19 protein-coding genes and 2 riboswitches are annotated in these 19,144 nt (G+C 69.6%); of the genes, 9 read left to right on the top strand and 10 right to left on the bottom strand.

Annotated elements, in window-relative coordinates:
• Positions 1-55: 55 nt before the first annotated feature.
• The 3 genes from AB0B98_RS25970 to AB0B98_RS25960 are packed head-to-tail and all read right to left on the bottom strand — an operon-like array spanning position 56 to position 1,616.
• Positions 56-652 (bottom strand): histidine phosphatase family protein, encoded by a 597-nt coding sequence (locus tag AB0B98_RS25970; protein WP_357365972.1) that lies wholly within the window; start codon positions 650-652, stop codon positions 56-58.
• Entirely contained in the window at positions 649-1,422 is a 774-nt protein-coding gene (locus AB0B98_RS25965) for a CbtA family protein (protein ID WP_357365970.1), read from the bottom strand. The genes AB0B98_RS25970 and AB0B98_RS25965 overlap by 4 nt, the downstream gene beginning before the upstream one ends.
• Positions 1,413-1,616, bottom strand: a complete 204-nt coding sequence (locus AB0B98_RS25960; RefSeq protein ID WP_357365968.1) for a CbtB domain-containing protein — start codon at positions 1,614-1,616, stop codon at positions 1,413-1,415. Before AB0B98_RS25960 ends, AB0B98_RS25965 begins: the two co-directional genes overlap by 10 nt.
• Positions 1,617-1,674: 58 nt before the next feature.
• Positions 1,675-1,751: riboswitch (cobalamin riboswitch) on the bottom strand.
• Between the two features lie 319 nt (positions 1,752-2,070).
• On the opposite strand from AB0B98_RS25960, the gene AB0B98_RS25955 reads away from it, so the two are divergent.
• The 5 genes from AB0B98_RS25955 to AB0B98_RS25935 all read left to right on the top strand — a co-directional run bounded on the left by AB0B98_RS25955 (position 2,071) and on the right by AB0B98_RS25935 (position 7,205).
• Positions 2,071-2,949 carry an amidohydrolase family protein gene (locus tag AB0B98_RS25955; protein WP_357365966.1) on the top strand — a complete coding sequence of 293 codons (879 nt, stop codon included), beginning with the start codon at positions 2,071-2,073 and terminating at the stop codon, positions 2,947-2,949.
• Positions 2,950-3,270: 321 nt separating this feature from the next.
• Positions 3,271-4,278 carry an ABC transporter permease gene (locus tag AB0B98_RS25950; protein ID WP_357365964.1) on the top strand — a complete coding sequence of 336 codons (1,008 nt, stop codon included), beginning with the start codon at positions 3,271-3,273 and terminating at the stop codon, positions 4,276-4,278.
• Positions 4,279-4,318: 40 nt separating this feature from the next.
• Complete coding sequence (locus AB0B98_RS25945) at positions 4,319-5,371, top strand: ABC transporter substrate-binding protein (protein WP_091406812.1); 1,053 nt, start codon at positions 4,319-4,321, stop codon at positions 5,369-5,371.
• Entirely contained in the window at positions 5,371-6,189 is an 819-nt protein-coding gene (locus AB0B98_RS25940; protein ID WP_238668433.1) for an ATP-binding cassette domain-containing protein, read from the top strand. Before AB0B98_RS25945 ends, AB0B98_RS25940 begins: the two co-directional genes overlap by 1 nt.
• On the top strand, positions 6,186-7,205 hold the full coding sequence (locus AB0B98_RS25935; RefSeq protein ID WP_357365961.1) for an aldo/keto reductase: 1,020 nt from the start codon (positions 6,186-6,188) through the stop codon (positions 7,203-7,205). Before AB0B98_RS25940 ends, AB0B98_RS25935 begins: the two co-directional genes overlap by 4 nt.
• A 10-nt stretch (positions 7,206-7,215) precedes the next feature.
• Here AB0B98_RS25935 and AB0B98_RS25930 read toward each other — a convergent pair whose 3' ends face one another.
• Positions 7,216-7,938, bottom strand: coding sequence for a FadR/GntR family transcriptional regulator (locus AB0B98_RS25930; RefSeq protein WP_238668431.1), 723 nt, complete (start codon positions 7,936-7,938; stop codon positions 7,216-7,218).
• Between the two features lie 7 nt (positions 7,939-7,945).
• Positions 7,946-9,343, bottom strand: a complete 1,398-nt coding sequence (locus tag AB0B98_RS25925; protein WP_357365958.1) for an enolase C-terminal domain-like protein — start codon at positions 9,341-9,343, stop codon at positions 7,946-7,948.
• Between the two features lie 432 nt (positions 9,344-9,775).
• Positions 9,776-9,993, top strand: a riboswitch (cobalamin riboswitch).
• Between the two features lie 192 nt (positions 9,994-10,185).
• Between AB0B98_RS25925 and AB0B98_RS25920 the strand changes: the two genes are divergently transcribed.
• Positions 10,186-12,504: a ribonucleoside-diphosphate reductase subunit alpha gene (locus tag AB0B98_RS25920; RefSeq protein ID WP_357366070.1), complete on the top strand. Its 2,319-nt coding sequence runs from the start codon at positions 10,186-10,188 to the stop codon at positions 12,502-12,504.
• 56 nt (positions 12,505-12,560) lie between these two features.
• Positions 12,561-13,556 (top strand): ribonucleotide-diphosphate reductase subunit beta, encoded by a 996-nt coding sequence (locus tag AB0B98_RS25915; protein ID WP_357366068.1) that lies wholly within the window; start codon positions 12,561-12,563, stop codon positions 13,554-13,556.
• On the opposite strand, the gene AB0B98_RS25910 is transcribed toward AB0B98_RS25915, so the two are convergent.
• Positions 13,553-14,467, bottom strand: a complete 915-nt coding sequence (locus AB0B98_RS25910) for a MerR family transcriptional regulator (RefSeq protein WP_357365956.1) — start codon at positions 14,465-14,467, stop codon at positions 13,553-13,555. The two genes, AB0B98_RS25915 and AB0B98_RS25910, sit on opposite strands and share 4 nt — an antisense overlap.
• 118 nt (positions 14,468-14,585) lie before the next feature.
• On the opposite strand from AB0B98_RS25910, the gene eno reads away from it, so the two are divergent.
• On the top strand, positions 14,586-15,851 hold the full coding sequence (gene eno / locus AB0B98_RS25905) for a phosphopyruvate hydratase (RefSeq protein WP_357365954.1): 1,266 nt from the start codon (positions 14,586-14,588) through the stop codon (positions 15,849-15,851).
• A 29-nt stretch (positions 15,852-15,880) separates the two neighbouring features.
• Here the strand turns inward: eno and AB0B98_RS25900 are convergent, their stop codons facing one another.
• From AB0B98_RS25900 to AB0B98_RS25885, 4 genes are all read right to left on the bottom strand, one after another.
• Entirely contained in the window at positions 15,881-16,108 is a 228-nt protein-coding gene (locus tag AB0B98_RS25900; RefSeq protein ID WP_357365952.1) for a winged helix-turn-helix domain-containing protein, read from the bottom strand.
• Positions 16,109-16,627: 519 nt separating this feature from the next.
• Positions 16,628-17,047, bottom strand: coding sequence for an arsenate reductase ArsC (locus AB0B98_RS25895; protein WP_357365949.1), 420 nt, complete (start codon positions 17,045-17,047; stop codon positions 16,628-16,630).
• Between the two features lie 18 nt (positions 17,048-17,065).
• Positions 17,066-18,157, bottom strand: a complete 1,092-nt coding sequence (gene arsB / locus AB0B98_RS25890; protein ID WP_357365947.1) for an ACR3 family arsenite efflux transporter — start codon at positions 18,155-18,157, stop codon at positions 17,066-17,068.
• Positions 18,154-18,507 carry a metalloregulator ArsR/SmtB family transcription factor gene (locus tag AB0B98_RS25885; protein ID WP_357365945.1) on the bottom strand — a complete coding sequence of 118 codons (354 nt, stop codon included), beginning with the start codon at positions 18,505-18,507 and terminating at the stop codon, positions 18,154-18,156. Before AB0B98_RS25885 ends, arsB begins: the two co-directional genes overlap by 4 nt.
• Positions 18,508-18,604: 97 nt before the next feature.
• Here AB0B98_RS25885 and AB0B98_RS25880 point away from each other — a divergent pair, with 97 nt between their 5' ends.
• Positions 18,605-19,102, top strand: coding sequence for an N-acetyltransferase family protein (locus AB0B98_RS25880; protein ID WP_357365943.1), 498 nt, complete (start codon positions 18,605-18,607; stop codon positions 19,100-19,102).
• Positions 19,103-19,144 lie beyond the last annotated feature (42 nt).

The following is a 19,144-nucleotide window of genomic DNA, read 5'->3' as shown; positions in this document are numbered from 1 at the left end:
CGAGCGCAGGCCGTGTCCACTCTGGTGGGTGCGGCCTGCGCCGTCTGGTGCGACCTCAAGCTGCGCGCGGCGCACCGAGCCGGAGCTGCCAGCGCGTGCCCTGGCTGGTGAGCCGGACGACAGCCAACGGCTCCACGTCCACCTGCCGGTACGTCGCCATCGGAAGTCCGAGGGCGTGCACCACAGCGACCCGGATCACCAGCGGGTGGGTGACAGCGATGACTCGTCCACCGGCTGCGTGCTGCCCGTCCAGCCAGCTGCCGACCCGATCCCGCACGGCCGTGACGGACTCACCGCCGTGCGGGGCGGAGTCCGGGGCGGACAGCCAGTCGTGCAGGGCCTGCGGCTGCGATTCAGCGATCTCCTCAAGCGACCGTCCGGACCAGTCCCCGTAGTCACAGTCGGCCAACGCGGTCTCGATCGTCGGCGCCAGGCCGAAGGCGTCGGCGGTCTGTCGGGCGGCCACCGCGGGGCTGGCCATGCAGGTGGCGTTCACGCCGAGGGGCCCGCGCCGGTCTGCATCCGCGCGGCCCTGGGCGAGTGCGGCGCGCAGGCCACCCTCGTCCAGGCCGACGTCGGCGCCGCCGAAGCGGGCGCGGCGCAGCGCGGCGGTGTGACCGTGGGCGACCAGCCGAAGGCTGGTGCCGGTCACGTGCTCGGCAGTGCGGTGCCGGCCCGGCGACGCCGCTCGTGGTGCATCAGGGCCGCGAACAGTAGGCCGATGCCGGTCCAGAGCACGACCTGGGTGCCGAGCGAGGCCAGTCGGAAATTCCACAGCAGGGTCGCCGGGAAGTCCGCCGGAACCTCCTGGAAGGACGGCATCACCACGTACGACACTGCCGTCACCAGCAGGAATCCGCCCACTGCCGCAGCGGCACGCAGCCACGTCGGTGCCTGGGCGCCGACCGACCGGTAGCCCAGCGAACCGGCCCACACGGCCACCAGCCCGAGCACCACCATCAACAGGTAGGTGACTGTCCGTTGGTTGATGGTGGCCGGGTCGCCGACCGCCGGCGGGTTCGCCGGGTACTTGAGGAACGGCACGATCACCGCGCCGAGCAGCGCCGCGCCGGCCAGCAGCAGACCCGACCGCCCGTCGTCGTCACCGCGCCGCCGCCGGGACAGCAGGACGTACGCCGTGGCCAGCAGGCCACCCATCGCGGCCCCGAACAGGCCGGTGGCCAGGAACAGACCGCCGCGCTGACCCGTCCGGCTGACCAGGGCGTCCTCGTGGTCGTGCGCGCCAGCGGCGGGCTCGGCGTGCGTCGACGCCTCCTCGATGGCGATGGCCGCCTCGACGTGCCGTTCGCCAGCGACGTACGCGAACACTCCGGCGAGCAGGCCGGCGATCAGGCCGGCCAGCAGCCCGCGAACGAGGACGGCGACGAACGGGGGAGTGGTGGTGGTGGTGGTCAGTGGCACGGGACGCCCAGCAGGTGCCTGCCGTCGTGCATCAGCTCGTGCAGGTACATCCCGCTGCGCGAGACCGCCCCCTGGTCGAAGGCGACGAGGTACGCCAGCAGGGTGAGCACGGCAACGGTCGCGAAAACCGTCCACAGCAGACGAGCACTGCCAACGGGGTGCACCACCGGCTGGCTGGAAGCGGAGCTAGACATGAATACACGAACCTCCCCAGGGATGACGCGTCCCCATCGCAAGGCTGCGGACGACCGAGCGTCCTGGCTCGCGGCCCCCGGTTAGGTGGGGACCGCTCACAGTGGCGCGACCGCGCCGGAATCACACCGGCTTCCCTCGCGTCGCCGCAGATAGTGGGTCGACGGTATCGGTGCCGCCGCAGCCGGTCAACCCGAACTTCGCTCGCCCGTCCGGCGTCCGCATACCGGGACGTCAGCGAGGCGGACCAGCCGCAGTTGCCGGTGGATTCGTCAGACCAAAAGGCGACACTGCGGCAAGGCGGTGGTGGCGCGCGTTCCGGTACTCAACAACAGTCTGTTACCGCTAACATGGTCAACCTGCCAGATCGACTCTGTGGCTCCGGGCTGACCCGGAGGGCTCGATCAGCGGCTGGGCGGGGTGTGGGGTGGACGAGAACGCGCCAGGGCGAGTCCGGTGACGACCGGCGAGGTCGCGCGCCGACCGGGCATCGTCGACGCGCATCACCACCTCTGGGTCCGGGCGCGGCACCCACAGCCCTGGGTCGATCCGTACACAATGGCCGCGATCGACGACGACTTCACGCCGGTCGAGCTCGCCCCGGCGGCCCAGGCCGCCGGTGTCACCCAGACCGTTGTCGTCCAGTCCGTCGCCGTTCGGTCCGAGACGCCCGAGCTGCTCGGCATCGCGGCCGACGACCCTCTCGTCGGCGGGGTCGTCGGTTGGGTCGACCTCACCGCCGCCGACGTGGACCGCCGCCTGGCCCGACTACGGAGGGCGCGCGGCGGCGAACGGCTGGTCGGCATCCGGCACCTGGTCCAGTCCGAACCCGACCCGACCTATCTCGACCGCCCCGACGTGCGGCACGGCATCGCCGCGGTCGGTGCGGCCGGCCTCGCCTTCGACCTTCTGGTGGGCCATCGTCAACTGCCGGCGGCGGCCCGGCTCGTCCGCGACCTGCCCGAGGTGCGGTTCGTCCTGGACCACCTCGGCAAGCCCCCGCTCGGGCGCGCCGATCTCGGTGACTGGCAGCGCGACCTGCGGGCGCTCGCGGCCGAGCCCAACACGACGGCGAAGCTCTCCGGTCTGGTGACCGAGGTGGACGGCGGGTCCTGGACGACGGCTGACCTGCGGCCCGCGGTCGAGCACGCCCTCGACGTGTTCGGGCCGGATCGGCTGATGTTCGGCTCGGACTGGCCGGTGTGCCTGCTCGCCACCTCGTACACAGGCTGGGTCGCCGCCCTGGGTGACCTGCTGGATGCGCTGTCCGACGACGAGCGGGCCGCGATCTGGCGTGGGACCGCCGGCCGGGTCTACCGGCTGGCCCCATCCTGAGACGGCAGCGCCGTCCGAGCTGGGGACATAGCATGTTATCGATAACATGCTTGCGGTAGCAGTCGATGTCGATTTGGTCGGACGTATGCCTTCGGTGGTGCAGGTAACGATGGCAAAACATGCCGGCAAGACCTTGGCAACATACGTGAATGCGTGGCAAGGTAACGCCTGATCGTGGGAAACATCCGACCTATCTCCAGTGGATGCGCGGGCACCTAACCGCACCGCCGTCCAGACGGGATCGGTCGCTCACAGGCGTTCGGCTCGTCGGCGGGTCCCCGCCGGACGCCGACGCCACGCTTGGGGAGGTCAGGTCCGACGATGAGTAGCGCCGAGGCAACCGCCGGCACGCAGCGCGGCGAACTCAGCGACTGGTTCCGGGAACGGATCTCCCACGCCGTCTCCGAGTTCACCGCCGCGACCGCACTGGTCGTCCTGTTCATCGCCCTGACCTTCGCGAGTCCCTACTTCCTGACAGCGGACAACCTCTTCAACATCGGGGCCCAGACGGCGGTGATCGCCATCATCGCCACGGCCCAGACGATGGTCATCATCACGAAGGGCATCGACCTGTCAGTGGGGTCGGTCGCCGCGCTCGCCGGCGTGCTGGGCGCGATGGTCGTGCGCGACCTCGGCTTCTCGCTCTGGGCGGCGACGGCGGTCGCGATCGGCGTCGGCGCGCTGGCCGGGCTGTTGAACGGGCTGCTGGTCACTGTGGCCCGGATTCCGCCGTTCATCGCGACGTTGGGGACGATGTCAGTGGGCCGCGGCCTGGTCTTCATCATCACCGGAGCGGTCGGCGTCTACGGCCTGCCCCGGTCCTTCCAACTGCTCGGCAACGGGCAGATCCTCGGCATTCCGTTCGCCGTGGTGATCACCGTCCTGGTCGCCGTCGGGGTCGCCTTCCTGCTCTCCCAGACCCGCGTCGGTCAGTACACCTACGCGATGGGCTCCAATCTGGAGGCGGCCCGCCGCTCCGGCATCCGGGTCGGGCGACACCTGACCGGGGTGTACGTGCTGGCCGGCGTGCTGGTCGGGCTGGGCGGCATGATCGCGGCCTCCCGGGTCAACTCCGGCCAGCCCAACTACGGGATCTCGCTGGAACTCGACGTCATCGCCGCCGCCGTCATCGGCGGGGCCAGCCTCTTCGGCGGGCAGGGCCGGATCGTCGGAACCATCATCGGCGCGTTCCTCATCGCCCTGGTCCGCAACGGCGCCGTCCTGCTCGACATCAGCATCCACTACCAGCAGGTGATCGTTGGCGTGATCATCTGGGCCGCCGTCTACTTCGACCAGTACCGCCGCCGGCGGCTGGAATCACGGGGTTGACATGCCATTCCGAGAGTCCGAACGAGGAAGGACACACACCATGGCACACACCACCACCAGCCGGCGGACGCGAGGACGACTCCTGCGTGCGCAGGCGATCCTGGCCGCGGCCGCGGCGACCGCCCTGCTCAGCGCCTGCGGCGGGGTCGAGGTCCGTGACGGCGGCGACGGCGCGACCAAGGACGCGAGCGGCCCGTTGAAGCTCGCCGTCGTACCCAAGGCGGTCGGGGCCGACTACTGGAACACGGTGAAGGCGGGCGCCGAATGCGCCGCGCAGCGCGCGGGGGACGTCACCGTCCAGTGGGACGGGGTGACCACCGAGACCGACGTCGAGGGCCAGGTCAACCTGATCCAGAACTTCGTCACCAAGAAGGTCGACGGCATCGTCTACGCGGCGACCGACTCCAGCGCGCTGGCACCGGCCACCGACAAGGCGCTCAGCGCCAACATCCCGGTCGCCATGATCGACTCTGGCACGAGCCCGCAGCCGTCGAACGTGCCCCTCTTCGCCACCGACAACCGCGCGTCGGCGACCGAGGCGGCGAAGCTGCTCGCCACCGAACTCGGCCCCGGCAACCACGAGGTGGCGCTCGTCGAGTTCCAGCCCGGATCGCAGACCAACACCGAGCGGGTCGACGGCTTCAAGGCCGGCCTCGCCCAGTACCCCAACCTGAAGCTGGTCGGCCAGCAGCCGAGCCGCAGTGACGTCAACGAGGCCCGACGGGTCACCGAGAACATCCTCACCGCCAACCCCAAGCTCGCCGGCGTCTTCGCGGCCAACGAGCCGAGCGTGCTCGGTGCCGCGCAGGCCATCCAGGCCGCCGGCAAGTCCGGCAAGGTGGTCATCATCGGCTGGGACGCCGCACCGGACGAGATCGCCGGGGTACGCAACGGCCAGATCTCGGCGCTGGTAGTGCAGAACCCGTTCAAGATGGGCTACTTCGGCGTCGACAAGATGGTCAAGCACCTTCGGGACAAGGCGCCGCTGGCATCGGCCGACACCGGCGTCACGTTCGTCACCAAGGAGAACATCGACTCGGCGGAGATCAAGGCGGTGCTCGAGCCCAGCTGCGCCAACCCGCCGGTGCAGTGATGGGCGCGATCCCCACGGCCACCGCGGACAGCGATCAGCAACCCACCGACGCGGAACCGCCGGTCCTCGAAGCCCGCGGCGTCGTCAAGCGGTTCGGGCACGTCGAGGCGTTGCGTGGCGCCGACTTCACGGTCCGCCGAGGCGAGGTCGTCGCGCTGATCGGTGACAACGGCGCCGGCAAGAGCACGCTGATCAAGACCCTGTCGGGTGTGCACCCGCCCGACGAGGGCGAGATCCGGGTGGGCGGCCGCCCGGTCCAGTTCTCCACTCCGGTCGATGCCCGACGGGCCGGGGTGGAGACGGTCTACCAGGACCTCGCCGTCGCCGACGACCTCAGCGTGGCCGCCAACCTGTATCTCGGCCGGGAGATCCTCCGCTCCGGGCCACTCGGCCGGCTCGGGTTGTTGGACAAGCGCGCCATGCGCCAGGGCGCCGCCGCCGCCCTCGACGAACTCGGCGTACGGATCCCCCGGGTCACCACCCCCATCGCGATGCTCTCCGGTGGGCAGCGGCAGTGCGTGGCGGTGGCCCGCGCCATCATCTGGGCGACCAACGTGGTCATCCTCGACGAGCCCACAGCAGCCCTGGGGGTGGTCCAGACCGGGCGGGTGCTCGACGTCGTTCGGCGGGCCCGTGACGCCGGCATGTCGGTGGTGCTGGTGAGCCACAACATGCCGCAGGTGCTCGAGATCGCCGACCGGGTCGAGGTCCTGCGCCTCGGTCGGCGCGCTGCCCAACTCCGCGCCGACGAGGTCACCACCGACGATCTGGTCGCGGCGATGACCGGCAGCACCAACGTGGATCGGGACGAGCGGTGACCGCTGTCGTCCAGCGGGGTGCGCGCGACCCCGCCCGTTCGGCGGTCCGCAGCGGCGGTGGGCCGCCGCTGCGGCTGAGCCCACTGGGCTTCGGCGCCTCCCAGGGCGGCAATCTCTACCGGGCGACGTCGGAGGAGCAGTTCGCCGCCGCCGTGGACACCGCGTGGGCAGGCGGCATCCGATACTTCGACACGGCACCGCACTACGGGCTGGGCCTGTCCGAACGGCGCCTGGGCGCGGCCCTGCGCTCCCGTCCGCGCGACGAGTTCGTGGTGTCGACGAAGGTCGGCCGGCTGCTCGTGCCATCACCGGAGACGGCGCACCGGCGGGATCCGGAGGGGTTCGACGTTCCGGCCGATCATCGCCGGGTCTGGGACTTCAGCCGCGACGGCGTACGCCGTTCGCTGGAGGCGAGCCTTCGGCGCACCGGCCTGGACCGGATCGACGTGGTGTATCTGCATGATCCGGACGAGCATTGGGAGCAGGCCGCGCGCGAGGCGATCCCGGCGTTGGTGGAGCTGCGGGAGCAGGGCGTGATCGGTGCCGTCGGGGCGGGGATGAACCAGTCCGCGATGCTGGCCCGCTTCGTGGCCGAGACCGACGTGGACGTGGTGATGTGCGCCGGCCGGTACACACTGCTGGAGCAGGGCGCGCTGACCGACCTGCTCCCCGTCGCGCAGGCCCGCCACGTCGGTGTGGTGGTCGCCGGTGTCTACAACTCCGGGCTGCTGGCCCGGGACGTTCCGCCGCCCGACGCCGTCTACGACTACCAGCAGGCGCCGGCGGAGGTGATCGATCAGGCCCGCCGGATAGCGCGGGTCTGCCAGATGTACGGCGTCACGCTGCCCCAGGCGGCGTTGGCGTTCGTCCGTCGTCACCCGGCCGTGGTCTCGACGGTCGTCGGCATGCGTGACGAGGCCCAGGTGACCGAGACCCTGCGTCGAACTGGTGTCGACGTCCCGGATCAGCTCTGGACGGCGTTGTACGACGAGGGGCTGCTCGACGTGCAGTCGTGAGGGTCGGCTGTCACGACCGGGCCGTCTCGACGCTGGCGTCAGCGTCGTCGGGTAACCCCTGCAACGACTCCTCCACGCCGATCAGGTGGTTCGCCATCCGGGTGCGCGCCCGCTCCGGGTCGCGCGCCACGAGGGCCTTCAGGATCGCCACGTGTTCGTGATGGGTGCGCAGGTCCGCGCCCTCCTCGTGCAGACTCCGCCAGAGCCGGCCCCGGATGGTGCGCCCGGCGAAGGCTTCGATCAGACCGACGAGCACCGGGTTCTCGGCGTGCACCGCGATGATCCGGTGGAAGGCGATGTCGATCTCCATGATCCGCTCGTGGTCCGGCGGTGACTGGCCTATCAACCGGGCTGCCTCTTCGAGCAGGTCACCCGCCTGGGCCAGGGCCTCGTCGGTGATCCTGGTCGCCGCCAGGCAGGCGGCCTCGCACTCCAGCAGCCGGCGAACGGTGTGGATGTGCCGGGGGTCGCCCTGGCCCTGGAAGTCCACGACGAAACCCATCGGTGCCAGCAGTTGTGGCGCGTCGAGGTTGGTGACGTAGGTGCCGTCGCCCTGGCGGATGTTGACGATGCCCAGGATCGACAGGGCCGACATCCCCTCGCGCAGGGACCCCCGCGAGACTCCGAGCTGCTCGGCGAGGTCCTTCTCGATGGGCAACCGGTCCCCGGGCCTGAACTGCCCTTCGAGGATCATCCGCTTGATGCCGTTGACCACTTCGTCAGTGCGAGACATGATCCCCCTAGCGGCCGGTGAGGGTGGCCTTCCCACCCGCGATCACGTACGCCGCCTCCGGAGATGACACGGTAGTCGGGTCTGTCGTCGCCCAGTAGTGGCCGTCGGGAAAGCGGTAGAGCGCTACCGACTCCTGACGCATCCGGGTGGAGTAGCCGGGCTGGCTGGGCAGGACGTATCCGCTGCCCGTGCCGGTGTCCCGGATGATGCAGGGATCGGTGAAGTGCTCGTGCAGGTGGTCGACGAACTCGGTGACCCGGTTGGTGAGGTCCCCCGAGATCGCGACGTAGTCGAGCACCGACACGTGCTGGACCATCTCGCACAGCCCGACACCGCCGGCGTGCGGGCACACCGGGACGTCGAACTTCGCGGCGAGCAGCAGCACGGCGACGATCTCGTTGATGCTGGCCAACCGGCCGGTGTCCAGTTGGCAGAAGTCGATGGCCTCGGCCTGGAACAGCTGCTTGAACATCACCCGGTTGTGGCAGTGCTCGCCGGTGGCGACGCCGATCGGAGCGACGGCGCGGCGGACGGCCGCGTGGCCCAGGATGTCGTCGGGGCTGGTCGGCTCCTCGATCCACAGTGGCTTGAACTGGGCGAGGGCGGTGACCCAGTCGATGGCCTGACCGACGTCCCACACCTGGTTGGCGTCGATCATCAGGTTGCGATCCGGCCCGAGGATCTCCCGCGCGATCGCGCATCGCCTGATGTCGTCGTCGAGGTTGGCGCCCACCTTGAGCTTGACGTAGCCGTAGCCGGTGTCCACCGCCTCCTGGCACAGCCGGCGCAGCTTGTCGTCGCCGTAGCCGAGCCAACCCGCCGAGGTGGTGTAGGCGGGGTAGCCGGTCCGGTCGAGCTCGGCGAGGCGGGCCGCCTTCGTGGACTCCTTGGCCCGCAGGATGGCCAGTGCCTCGTCCCGGGTCAGCGCGTCGGACAGGTAGCGCAGGTCCGCGATGTCGACGAGTTGCTCGGGGGACATGTCGACGAGTAGCCGCCACAGCGGCTTGTCGGCGACCCGGGCGACCAGGTCCCACGACGCGTTCAACACGGCCGCCAGGGACAGGTGGACGACACCCTTCTCCGGCCCGAGCCAACGCAGTTGCGAGTCGGAGGTGAGGAGGCGGTAGACGGCGCCCATGTCCGCTGCCATCGTCGCCACGTCCAGGCCCACCAGAAGCTGTGCCTGGTGGACTGCCGCCGCCGCGACGATGTCGTTGCCTCGACCGATGGTGAAGGTCAGGCCGTGCCCCGCGAGTGGCGCGCCCACGCCGTCGACGCCGTCGGTGTGCAGGACGACGTAGGCCGCCGAGTAGTCGCCGTCCTTGTTCATGGCGTCTGACCCGTCAGCGGTCAGGGAGGTGGGGAAGCGGACGTCTTCGACGGTGACGGCAGTGATCTGCGGCATGCGTTCCTCGCCCGGCTAGGCTAAAGATCAGATGATCACAGGGAGTATACGGAGCGCCGCTCCAGCCCGTCAACGATGTCGATCACCGTGGGCCCACAGACGTATGATGTTTGCCTCGCTGGGTCGATCCGCCTCACCGTCCATCGTGCCCGTTGACGGGCGAAGGTGGCAGGGTGGCGAGCCCGTGGAGATCGGGTGTTCAACCCCACCTCAAGGCATAGACAGTGACATATGGGTGCGGTCTGCGGCACCGTGGCCTCGATACGCCACATCCCTGTCGACTGTCGACACCAGCGCGCAGGGCCCCGTCTCCGGTGCCTGGCGTCGGTCGACGGGGTGTTGTCGGCCGGGGTGGTGACGGTGGTCACCGAGTCGGCCGCCGACACGCCCGAGACCGACATGTGGGGTGTGACAACGGCTGCGTCCCTATATATGGTGTCGAGCGCAGCTGGTTCGGCCGCTCATCCGGGGCGGTCGAGGCAACAGGGAACCCGGTGGAAATCCGGGACTGTCCCGCAGCGGTGAGTGGGAACGACCGCCGTCATCAGCACTGGGCCATCAATCGGCCTGGGAAGCGACGGCCAGTAGGAGACCGGCGAGCCCGGTCGTGCCCGCGAGTCCGAAGACCTGCCAGCGCGCCGCGTACCCGCATCCGGGTGGCGCGGCGGTCCGAGGCCGCGTGGGACGGCTGACGCCACCTGACCCACGCCGGGCTGGCGTGGCGTCCGTCGGTGTCTGTCTCCTCGCGTCCGGGCCACCAGGTCTCGAACTCCGAGGAGCGAGTGGTGACAGTCACCGAGGTAGTCCCGGCCAGCGGCGACGCGACAGCGCGACGGACGCCGATGCAGGTCCGCAAGCGCGACGGCGGCACCGAACCCGTGGACGTGAACAAGATCGTCCGAGCGATCGAGCGGTGGGCCGACGACCTGACCGACGTCGACCCGATGCGGGTGGCCACCCGCACCATAAGCGGGCTCTACGACGGCGCGACCACCGCCGAACTTGACCGGCTGTCCATCCAGACCGCCGCCGAGATGATCGGTGAGGAGCCGCAGTACTCGCGCCTCGCCGCGCGATTGCTGGCCGGCTACGTCGACAAGGAGGTGCGTCGACAGGGCATCACCTCGTTCAGCGCGGCGATCCGGGTCGGCCACGCCGAGGGTCTGATCGGTGACGACACCGCCGCGTTCGTCGCCGCACACGCCGCGACGCTCGACCACGCCATCGACCCGGACGGCGACCGCCGGTTCGAGTACTTCGGCCTGCGCACCGTGTACGACCGCTACCTGCTGCGCCACCCCATCAGCCGACTGGTGCTGGAGACCCCGCAGTACTGGCTGCTGCGGGTGGCCTGCGGCCTGTCCCGGACGGCGGACGAGGCTGTCGACTTCTACCGGCTGATGTCCAGCCTGGCCTACCTGCCCAGCTCACCGACCCTGTTCAACTCCGGCACCCGGCACACCCAGATGTCCTCCTGCTACCTGGTCGACTCCCCGCTCGACGAGCTGGACTCGATCTACCAGCGGTACGCCCAGGTCGCCAACCTGTCCAAGTTCGCCGGTGGCATCGGCATCGCGTACTCCCGGGTCCGCTCCCGGGGAGCGCTGATCCGGGGCACGAACGGGCAGTCCAACGGCATCGTGCCGTGGCTGCGCACGCTCGACGCGAGCGTCGCCGCTGTGAACCAGGGTGGCCGACGCAAGGGCGCGGCCTGCGTCTATCTGGAGCCGTGGCACCCGGACATCGAGGAGTTCCTGCAACTGCGGGACAACACCGGCGAGGACGCCCGACGCACCCACAACCTCAACCTGGCCAACTGGATCCCGGACGAGTTCATGCGGCGGGTCGAGGCCGACGAGCCGTGGTCGCTGTTCGACCCGCACGAGGTGCCCGAGCTGCCCGACCTGTGGGGCGAGCGGTTCGACGCCGCGTACCGCCAGGCCGAGGCGCAGGGTCTCTACGTGCGGCAGGTCCCGGCACGGGAGCTGTACGGGAAGATGATGCGGACCCTCGCCCAGACCGGCAACGGCTGGATGACCTTCAAGGACGCCGCCAACCGGCTCTGCAACCAGACCGCCGAGCCGGGCAACGTGGTGCACCTGTCGAACCTCTGCACCGAGATCGTCGAGGTGTCCAGTGACACCGAGACCGCCGTGTGCAACCTCGGCTCGGTGAACCTCGCCGCCCACCTCACCGCCGACGGCATCGACTGGGAGCGGCTGCGCGCCACGGTGCGGACCGCGGTGACCTTCCTCGACCGGGTCATCGACATCAACTACTACCCGACCGCGCAGGCGGCGGCGAGCAACCCCCGCTGGCGGCCGGTCGGACTCGGGCTGATGGGCCTACAGGACGTCTTCTTCGCGCTGCGGCTGCCGTTCGACGCGCCGGCCGCCCGGGAGCTGTCCACCCGGATCAGCGAGGAGCTGTACCTGACCGCGCTGGAGACCTCGGCCGACCTGGCGCGCGACTTCGGCGCGCATCCGGCGTACCCGCAGACCCGGGCCGCGCGGGGCCAGCTCCAGCCCGACCTGTGGGGTGTCGAGGGTACGCAGACCGCCCGGTGGGACGCGCTGCGCGAGCGGGTCGAGGCGTACGGGCTGCGCAACTCGCTGCTGGTGGCGGTCGCGCCGACGGCCACCATCGCCTCGATCGCCGGGTGTTACGAGTGCATCGAGCCGCAGGTGTCCAACCTGTTCAAGCGCGAGACCTTGTCGGGGGAGTTCCTCCAGGTCAACACCGCTCTGGTACGCGAGCTGAAGGCCCGCGGTCTGTGGACCGAGCGGATCCGTTCGGCGATCAAGCGGGCGGAGGGGTCGGTGCAGGAGATCGCCGAGCTGCCGGCCGGCGTACGGGAGCTGTTCCGCACCGCGTGGGAGCTGCCGCAGCGGGCGCTGATCGACCTGGCCGCCGCCCGCGCCCCGTTCATCGACCAGTCCCAGTCGCTGAACCTGTTCCTGGCCGCGCCGACCATCGGCAAGCTCTCCTCGATGTACCTGTACGCCTGGAAGGCCGGGCTGAAGACCACCTACTACCTGCGCTCGCGCCCCGCGACGCGGATCCAGCAGGCCACCGTCAGCGCTGTCGCGCCAGTCGTCGTCGACGCGGAGGCGCTGGCCTGCTCGCTGGAGAACCCCGAGTCGTGCGAGGCCTGCCAGTGACCCACGCCGAAACCGCCACCACCGACGCCAGCACCACCGACACAAGGACCACGCACATGCTGCTCGACCCCGGGATGGACCTGACTCTCCGCCCGATGCGCTACCCGCACTTCTTCGACAGGTTCCGCGACGCGATCCGCAACACCTGGACGGTCGAGGAGGTCGACCTGCACGCCGACCTCGCCGACCTGGACAAGCTGTCGCCGGCCGAACGGCACCTGGTCAGCCGCCTGGTGGCGTTCTTCGCCACCGGTGACACGATCGTCGCCAACAACCTGGTGCTCAACCTCTACCAGCACGTCAACAGCCCGGAGGGTCGCCTCTACCTGTCCCGGCAGCTGTTCGAGGAGGCCGTGCACGTCCAGTTCTATCTCAACCTGCTCGACACGTACGTGCCCGACGAGACCGAGCGCTTCGAGGCCTTCGCCGCCATCGAGAACATCCCCTCGATCCGTCGCAAGGCCGAGTTCTGCTTCCGGTGGATCGACTCCCTCAACGACCTGCGCGAGCTGCGCTCCCGCGAGGACCGGCGCACGTTCCTGCTCAACCTGATCTGCTTCGCCGCCTGCATCGAGGGGCTGTTCTTCTACGGGGCCTTCGCATACGTCTACTTCCTGCGTTCCCGCGGCCTGCTGCACGGCCTCGCCTCGGGCACCAACTGGGTGTTCCGCGACGAGTCCATGCACATGGCGTTCGCGTTCGACGTCGTCGACACCGTTCGCGCCGAGGAGCCGGACCTGTTCGACGACGACCTCGCCGACCAGGTTCGCCGGATGCTCACCGAGGCGGTCGAGTGTGAGGTGCAGTTCGCCGAGGACCTGGTGGGCCATGGTGTGCCCGGTCTGACGTTGGCCGACATGCGGGAGTACCTCCAGCACGTCGCCGACCGCCGACTCGCCCAGCTCGGCATCGCGGCGCACTACGGGTCGAGCAACCCGTTCGGCTTCATGGAGTTGCAGGACGTGCAGGAGCTGTCCAACTTCTTCGAGCGGCGGGTGTCGGCGTACCAGGTCGGGGTGACCGGCACCGTCGCCTTCGACGACGACTTCTAGGCCGCAACCGATCCGGGGGCCTGGCGTCGCTTCGTGAGCCACCGCATCACGTGCAGGGGGTGCGACGCCGGGTCCGGGATCGGGTGGAAGACGTGTTCGACAGCGCCGTCGGCGACGATCAGGGTCAGCCGCTCGTAGAGCGTCATGTCGCCGGCGGTGCGGGTCGGCAGCCGCAGCGCGTCGGCCAGGGTCAGCCTCGGGTCGGGGATCAGCGGGTAGGGCAGCCGCAACCGGTGGGCGAGTTCCCGCTGGTAACCGGTCGACTGCGCGGACAGGCCGTAGACCCGTGCGGCACCGGCCGCACGGAGTTCCGCGTGGTGGTCGCGGAACCAGGCGGCCTGCTCGGTGCTGCCGCGCGCGCCGTGGATCTCCAGCAGCCCGTTGGGCAGGTCGACGCCCGGTCGTCCGGTCAGTGGGTAGACGAAGATGACGCTGCGCCCGGCGCCGAGCGCGCCGAGATCGACCGGGCGGCCGTCGGTGCCGTAGAAGGACAGCGGTGGCAACCGGACGCCGACCAGCGCGGTGGGGTCGGCGCCTTCGGCGGGACTGCCGGGTACGACCTGGGTCGCGGCGGCGTCCAGGCGGGCGTCCAGCGCGTCCCGCTGGGCGGTCAACTTGCCGATCCGTTCCTGCAGGTTGCCGATGGTGCTGCGGTACGTGGCCACCGCCGCCGCGCACACGTCGGTGTCGTCGGCGCCACCGGCGATCGACTCGACGAACGGGCGGGTCTCCTCGACGGTGAGGCCGAGCGCCATCAGCTCGCGGATCTGGGCCACCAGCCGCACCGCGATCGGGTCGTACTCGCGGTAGCCGTTGCTCAGCCGCCGGGGCACGACCAGCCCGGCCGACTCGTAGTACCGCAGTGCCCGGACCGTGGTTCCGGTCCGTCGTGCCAACTCACCCACCCGCATCCCGCGACCCTAAACCCGCACCCCGGGGTACGGGTCAACGTGTCCATCGTCGCGGTGTCAGGGCCGCCGTTTCCTGCCAGTCTGGCTGCGAACAGGCAGCTTGAGCAGGGAGTGTGTGATGACGGCAATCAGCCGCGTGCGTGGTCGGCAGATCCTCGACAGCCGGGGCAACCCGACGGTGGAGGCCGACGTGGTCCTCACCGACGGGTCGACCGGGCGGGCGGCAGTGCCGTCCGGCGCGTCGACGGGAGCGAACGAGGCGGTCGAGCTGCGTGACGGGGACCTGACGCGTTTTCACGGCAAGGGGGTCAGCACTGCCGTCGCCGCGGTCAACGGCGAGATCGCCGACGCGGTGCTCGGGCTCGACGCGGAGGACCAGGCCCTGATCGACGAGACGATGATCGCTCTCGACGGTTCGAAGGACAAGGGTCGACTGGGTGCCAACGCGATCCTGGCGGTGTCTCTGGCGACCGCGAAGGCGGCGGCGTTGGCCCACCGGCAGCCGCTCTACCGCTATGTCGGTGGTGTCGGCGCCCGCCTGCTGCCGGTGCCGATGATGAACATCATCAACGGCGGCGCGCACGCCGACAATCCGCTCGACTTCCAGGAGTTCATGATCGCCCCGGTCGGAGCGCAGACCTTCGCCGAGGCGGTCCGGATGGGTTCGGAGGTCTTCCACACCCTCAAGGCGTCCCTGGCCGCCGCCGGGCACAACACCAACGTCGGCGACGAGGGTGGCTTCGCGCCACACTTCAAGGGCGCGGACGAGGCGCTGCGGTTCGTGTCGCGGGCCATCGAGGAGAGCGGCTACCAGCCCGGCGCCGACGTGCTGATCTGCCTCGACCCCGCGAGTTCGGAGTTCTTCCACGACGGCGTCTACGACTACGTCGGCGAGGGCCGTCAGCGGACCGTCGATGAGCACATCGACTACCTGCTCGACCTTGTCTCCCGGTACCCGATCAGCTCGATCGAGGACCCGATGGCTGAGGACGACATCGCCGGCTGGAAGCGGCTGACGGCGGCGGCGGGGGAGCGCGTGCAGCTGGTCGGCGACGACGTCTTCTGCACCGATGTCGACCGGCTGCGCGACGGGATCGACGGCGGTTACGCCAACGCGATCCTGGTCAAGGTCAACCAGATCGGCACGCTCACCGAGACCCTGGCGACGGTGGACGCCGCCCACAAGGCCGGGTACCGGGTGGTGATGTCGCACCGGTCCGGGGAGACCGAGGACACCACCATCGCCGACCTGGCCGTGGGCGTCGGCTGCGGGCAGATCAAGACCGGCTCGCTGTCGCGCTCCGACCGTACGGCCAAGTACAACCAGCTCATCCGCATCGAGGAGGAACTCGGCGACGGCGCTGTCTACGCCGGTGCCCGCTGAGGCCCCGGCCCATCAAGGAGGCGGAGCGTTCAGCTCTCAACCTCTGCGACGTAGACACCTTTACCTGGTTGGCCCTCGACCAGCTCGCGATCCTTCAGGATCGTCATGACCCGGTTGATGGTGGAGATGTGTACGCCGTACTGCTCGGCCAGCTCACGGGTGGACGGTAGCTTCTCGCCCGGAGCAAGCTCACCAGACTTGATCTTTCCCGCGATCTCGTTGGCGATGCGCCGGTAGTCCACTCGTTCAGTCGGCATGGGTCGAGCTCCATCGGGTTTCCTGGTTTCGGCAGTCCAATCTGATCACGAGTCGACCTGTTCCAACAAGTTCCATGAGATAGGTTGCCCTGCTCCTACAAGTTGGAATAGGTTGCAGTTGGTCGGTTTCCCTGGTTTCGGCAAACTCCCGGGTCCTCGGCCGCACACCCACCTGGGGAGCACGACACGTGGTCTCTGCCCCCAGGTGGGGCCAACAGTCGTGATCGCGGGAGGGTGTCGCCGTGCCGATCGATGAACCGGTGAGTCGTGCAGGCGAGCTGTTCGCCGCGATGAGAACCCTTGATGCTCACTGGACTCGGGCACTTGACCGGCCGTGGCGTTCGGGCGGCTGCCTTGAGTGCGCGAGTCAGGGCACGTGCCGTCAGCTTGATTGGTCGTTGGGTGTCGTGGCGGAGGCCGCTTCGATCATGTTGCAGAAGTGAAGACGTTGGTTCCTCGAGAAGGACTACCTGGCGACAATTTCCAGGCCGAGTCGTCGATGGCCCAGGAGACCGAGGATCACCGTTGGCGTCCTTCGGTGGGGTTCAGTTCGGTGAGGAGCTTCTCCACCCGGTCCCGGATCTCGTCACGGATCGGGCGGACGGCGTCGACGCCCTGGCCGGCCGGGTCGTCGAGCTTCCAGTCCTCGTAGCGTTTGCCGGGGAAGACCGGGCAGGTGTCGCCGCAGCCCATGGTCACGATGACGTCGGAGGACTGCGCTGTCGCGTACTCCAGAAGTTTGGGGGTCTGGTCGGTGATGTCGATGCCGACCTCGCGCATGGCCTGCACGGCGGCGGGGTTGATCGTCTCGGCCGGCGCGGAGCCGGCCGAGCGGACCTCGACGGCGTCGCCGGCGAGGTGGCGCAGCCAGCCGGCGGCCATCTGGGAACGGCCGGCGTTGTGGACGCAGACGAACAGGACGCTGGGTCTGTCGCTCATGTCGGGGTTGCCTTCCGGTTACGTGGTCGCGGATCGCGGGGGAGTGAAGAAGCGGCGGCGGGCCCACAGGGAGACGTAGACGAGCCCGACCAGGACGGGCACCTCGATCAACGGGCCGACGACCCCGGCGAGGGCTTGGCCGGAGGTGACGCCGAAGGTGCCGATCGCGACGGCGATGGCGAGTTCGAAGTTGTTGCCGGCGGCGGTGAAGGCGAGGGTGGTGGTGCGTTGGTAGCCGAGACCGATGGCCCGGCCGAGGGCGTAGGAGCCGGCCCACATGAGCGCGAAGTACACCAGCAGGGGCAGGGCGATGCGGACGACGTCCAGAGGCCGGCTGGTGATGGCGTCGCCTTGCAGGGCGAACAGGATCACGATCGTGAACAGCAGCCCGTAGAGGGCGGCCGGGCCGATCCTGGGCAGGAAGCGGGCCTCGTACCAGGCGCGGCCCCTGGCGCGCTCGCCGAGGCGTCGGCTGAGGTAGCCGGCGAGCAGCGGGATGCCGAGGAAGACGAGCACGTTGGCGGCGATGTCCCAGGCCGAGATCGTCAACTCGGTGCCGGGAAGCCCCAGCCACTGGGGGAGCACGGAGAGGTAGAACCAGCCGAGTACACCGAAGGCGACGACCTGGAAGACGGAGTTGAGGGCGACCAGGACGGCGGCGGCCTCCCGATCACCACAGGCGAGGTCGTTCCAGATGATGACCATGGCGATGCACCGGGCCAGGCCGACGATGACCAGGCCGGTGCGGTACGCGGGCTGGTCGGCCAGGAAGATCCACGCCAGGGCGAACATCACGGCGGGGCCGACCAGCCAGTTGAGGACCAGCGAGGAGATCAGCAGCCGGCGGTCGCCGGTGACGGTGTCGAGCCGGTCGTAGCGGACCTTCGCCAGGACCGGGTACATCATGATCAGCAGGCCGATCGCGATCGGTAGCGAGATCCCGCCGATCTGCACCGCGTCCAGGACGCTGTCCAACCCGGGTATCAGCCGACCGAGGAGCAGGCCGGCGGCCATCGCCAGACCGATCCACACGGGCAGGAACCGGTCGAGTCGGGAGAGTCGGCCGACGACGGCGCTCTCGCCCGGCTCGCTCCGCAGGGTCGTTGTCATGTCGCCGGCGCCACGGTGAGCAGTGCGGCGAGCTGGCGCAGGATGCCCGACCGAGCGCGGTAGTAGACCCAGGTGCCCCGGCGTTCGGCGTCGACCAGCCCCGCCTCGCGCAGTGTCCTGAGGTGGTGCGAGATGGTCGGACCGGTCAGGTCGAACGCGGGGGTCAGGTCGCAGACGCAGATCTCCCCGGTCTCGGCGGAGGCGATCATCGACAGCAGTTGCAGCCGCACCGGGTCGCCGAGGGCCTTGAACGCGGGCGCGAGCACCGCAGCGGCCTCGGCCGGTACGCGTTGCTCGGCCAGCGGGGCGCAGCACGACACGTCAGCGGCCGGACCTGCTTGATTCGACATTGCTCTAGGTTGACACTTCTCTAATCAGTGTGCAACTGTCTGATTCGATGGACGTCGAGACAGTCCTCTGATTCTCTTTCGGAAGGGAACCCCGCTGATGGTCGACATCGCCGTGCGGCCCATGACCGACGCCCATGCCGACCGGGTCCTGGCGATCTACCAGGCCGGTCTGGACGCCGGCAATGCCAGCTTCGAGATCACCGCCCCGACCTGGGCGGCGTTCGACGCCGCGCGCCTGGCCGCGCACCGCTTCGTGGCCGTCGACAGCGACGGGGTGGTGCTCGGCTGGATCGCCGTCTCACCGACCTCGACCCGCGCTGTCTACGCCGGAGTGGTCGAACACTCCGTCTACGTGGACCCGGCTGCCCAGGGGCGGGGCATCGCCCGACTGCTGCTGAGCGCGCTGATCGCCTCCACCGAGGCCGCCGGCATCTGGACCATCCAGTCCGGAGTCTTCCCGGAGAACACCGCCAGCCTCACAGTCCACCAACGAGCCGGCTTCCGGGTCATCGGCGTACGCGAGCGGGTCGGTCGCCATCACGACCGCTGGCGCGACGTCGTCCTGCTGGAACGCCGCAGCCCCACCATCACCTGACCAGCCGTGGCCCTCGACCCGGGCCACCACACCGAGGAGCCA

Source organism: Micromonospora sp. NPDC048947 (assembly GCF_040649495.1).
Classification (GTDB): Bacteria; Actinomycetota; Actinomycetes; order Mycobacteriales; family Micromonosporaceae; genus Micromonospora; species Micromonospora alfalfae.
Note: the sequence above shows the minus strand (reverse complement) of the source record. Positions and strands in the feature narration are given on the sequence as shown.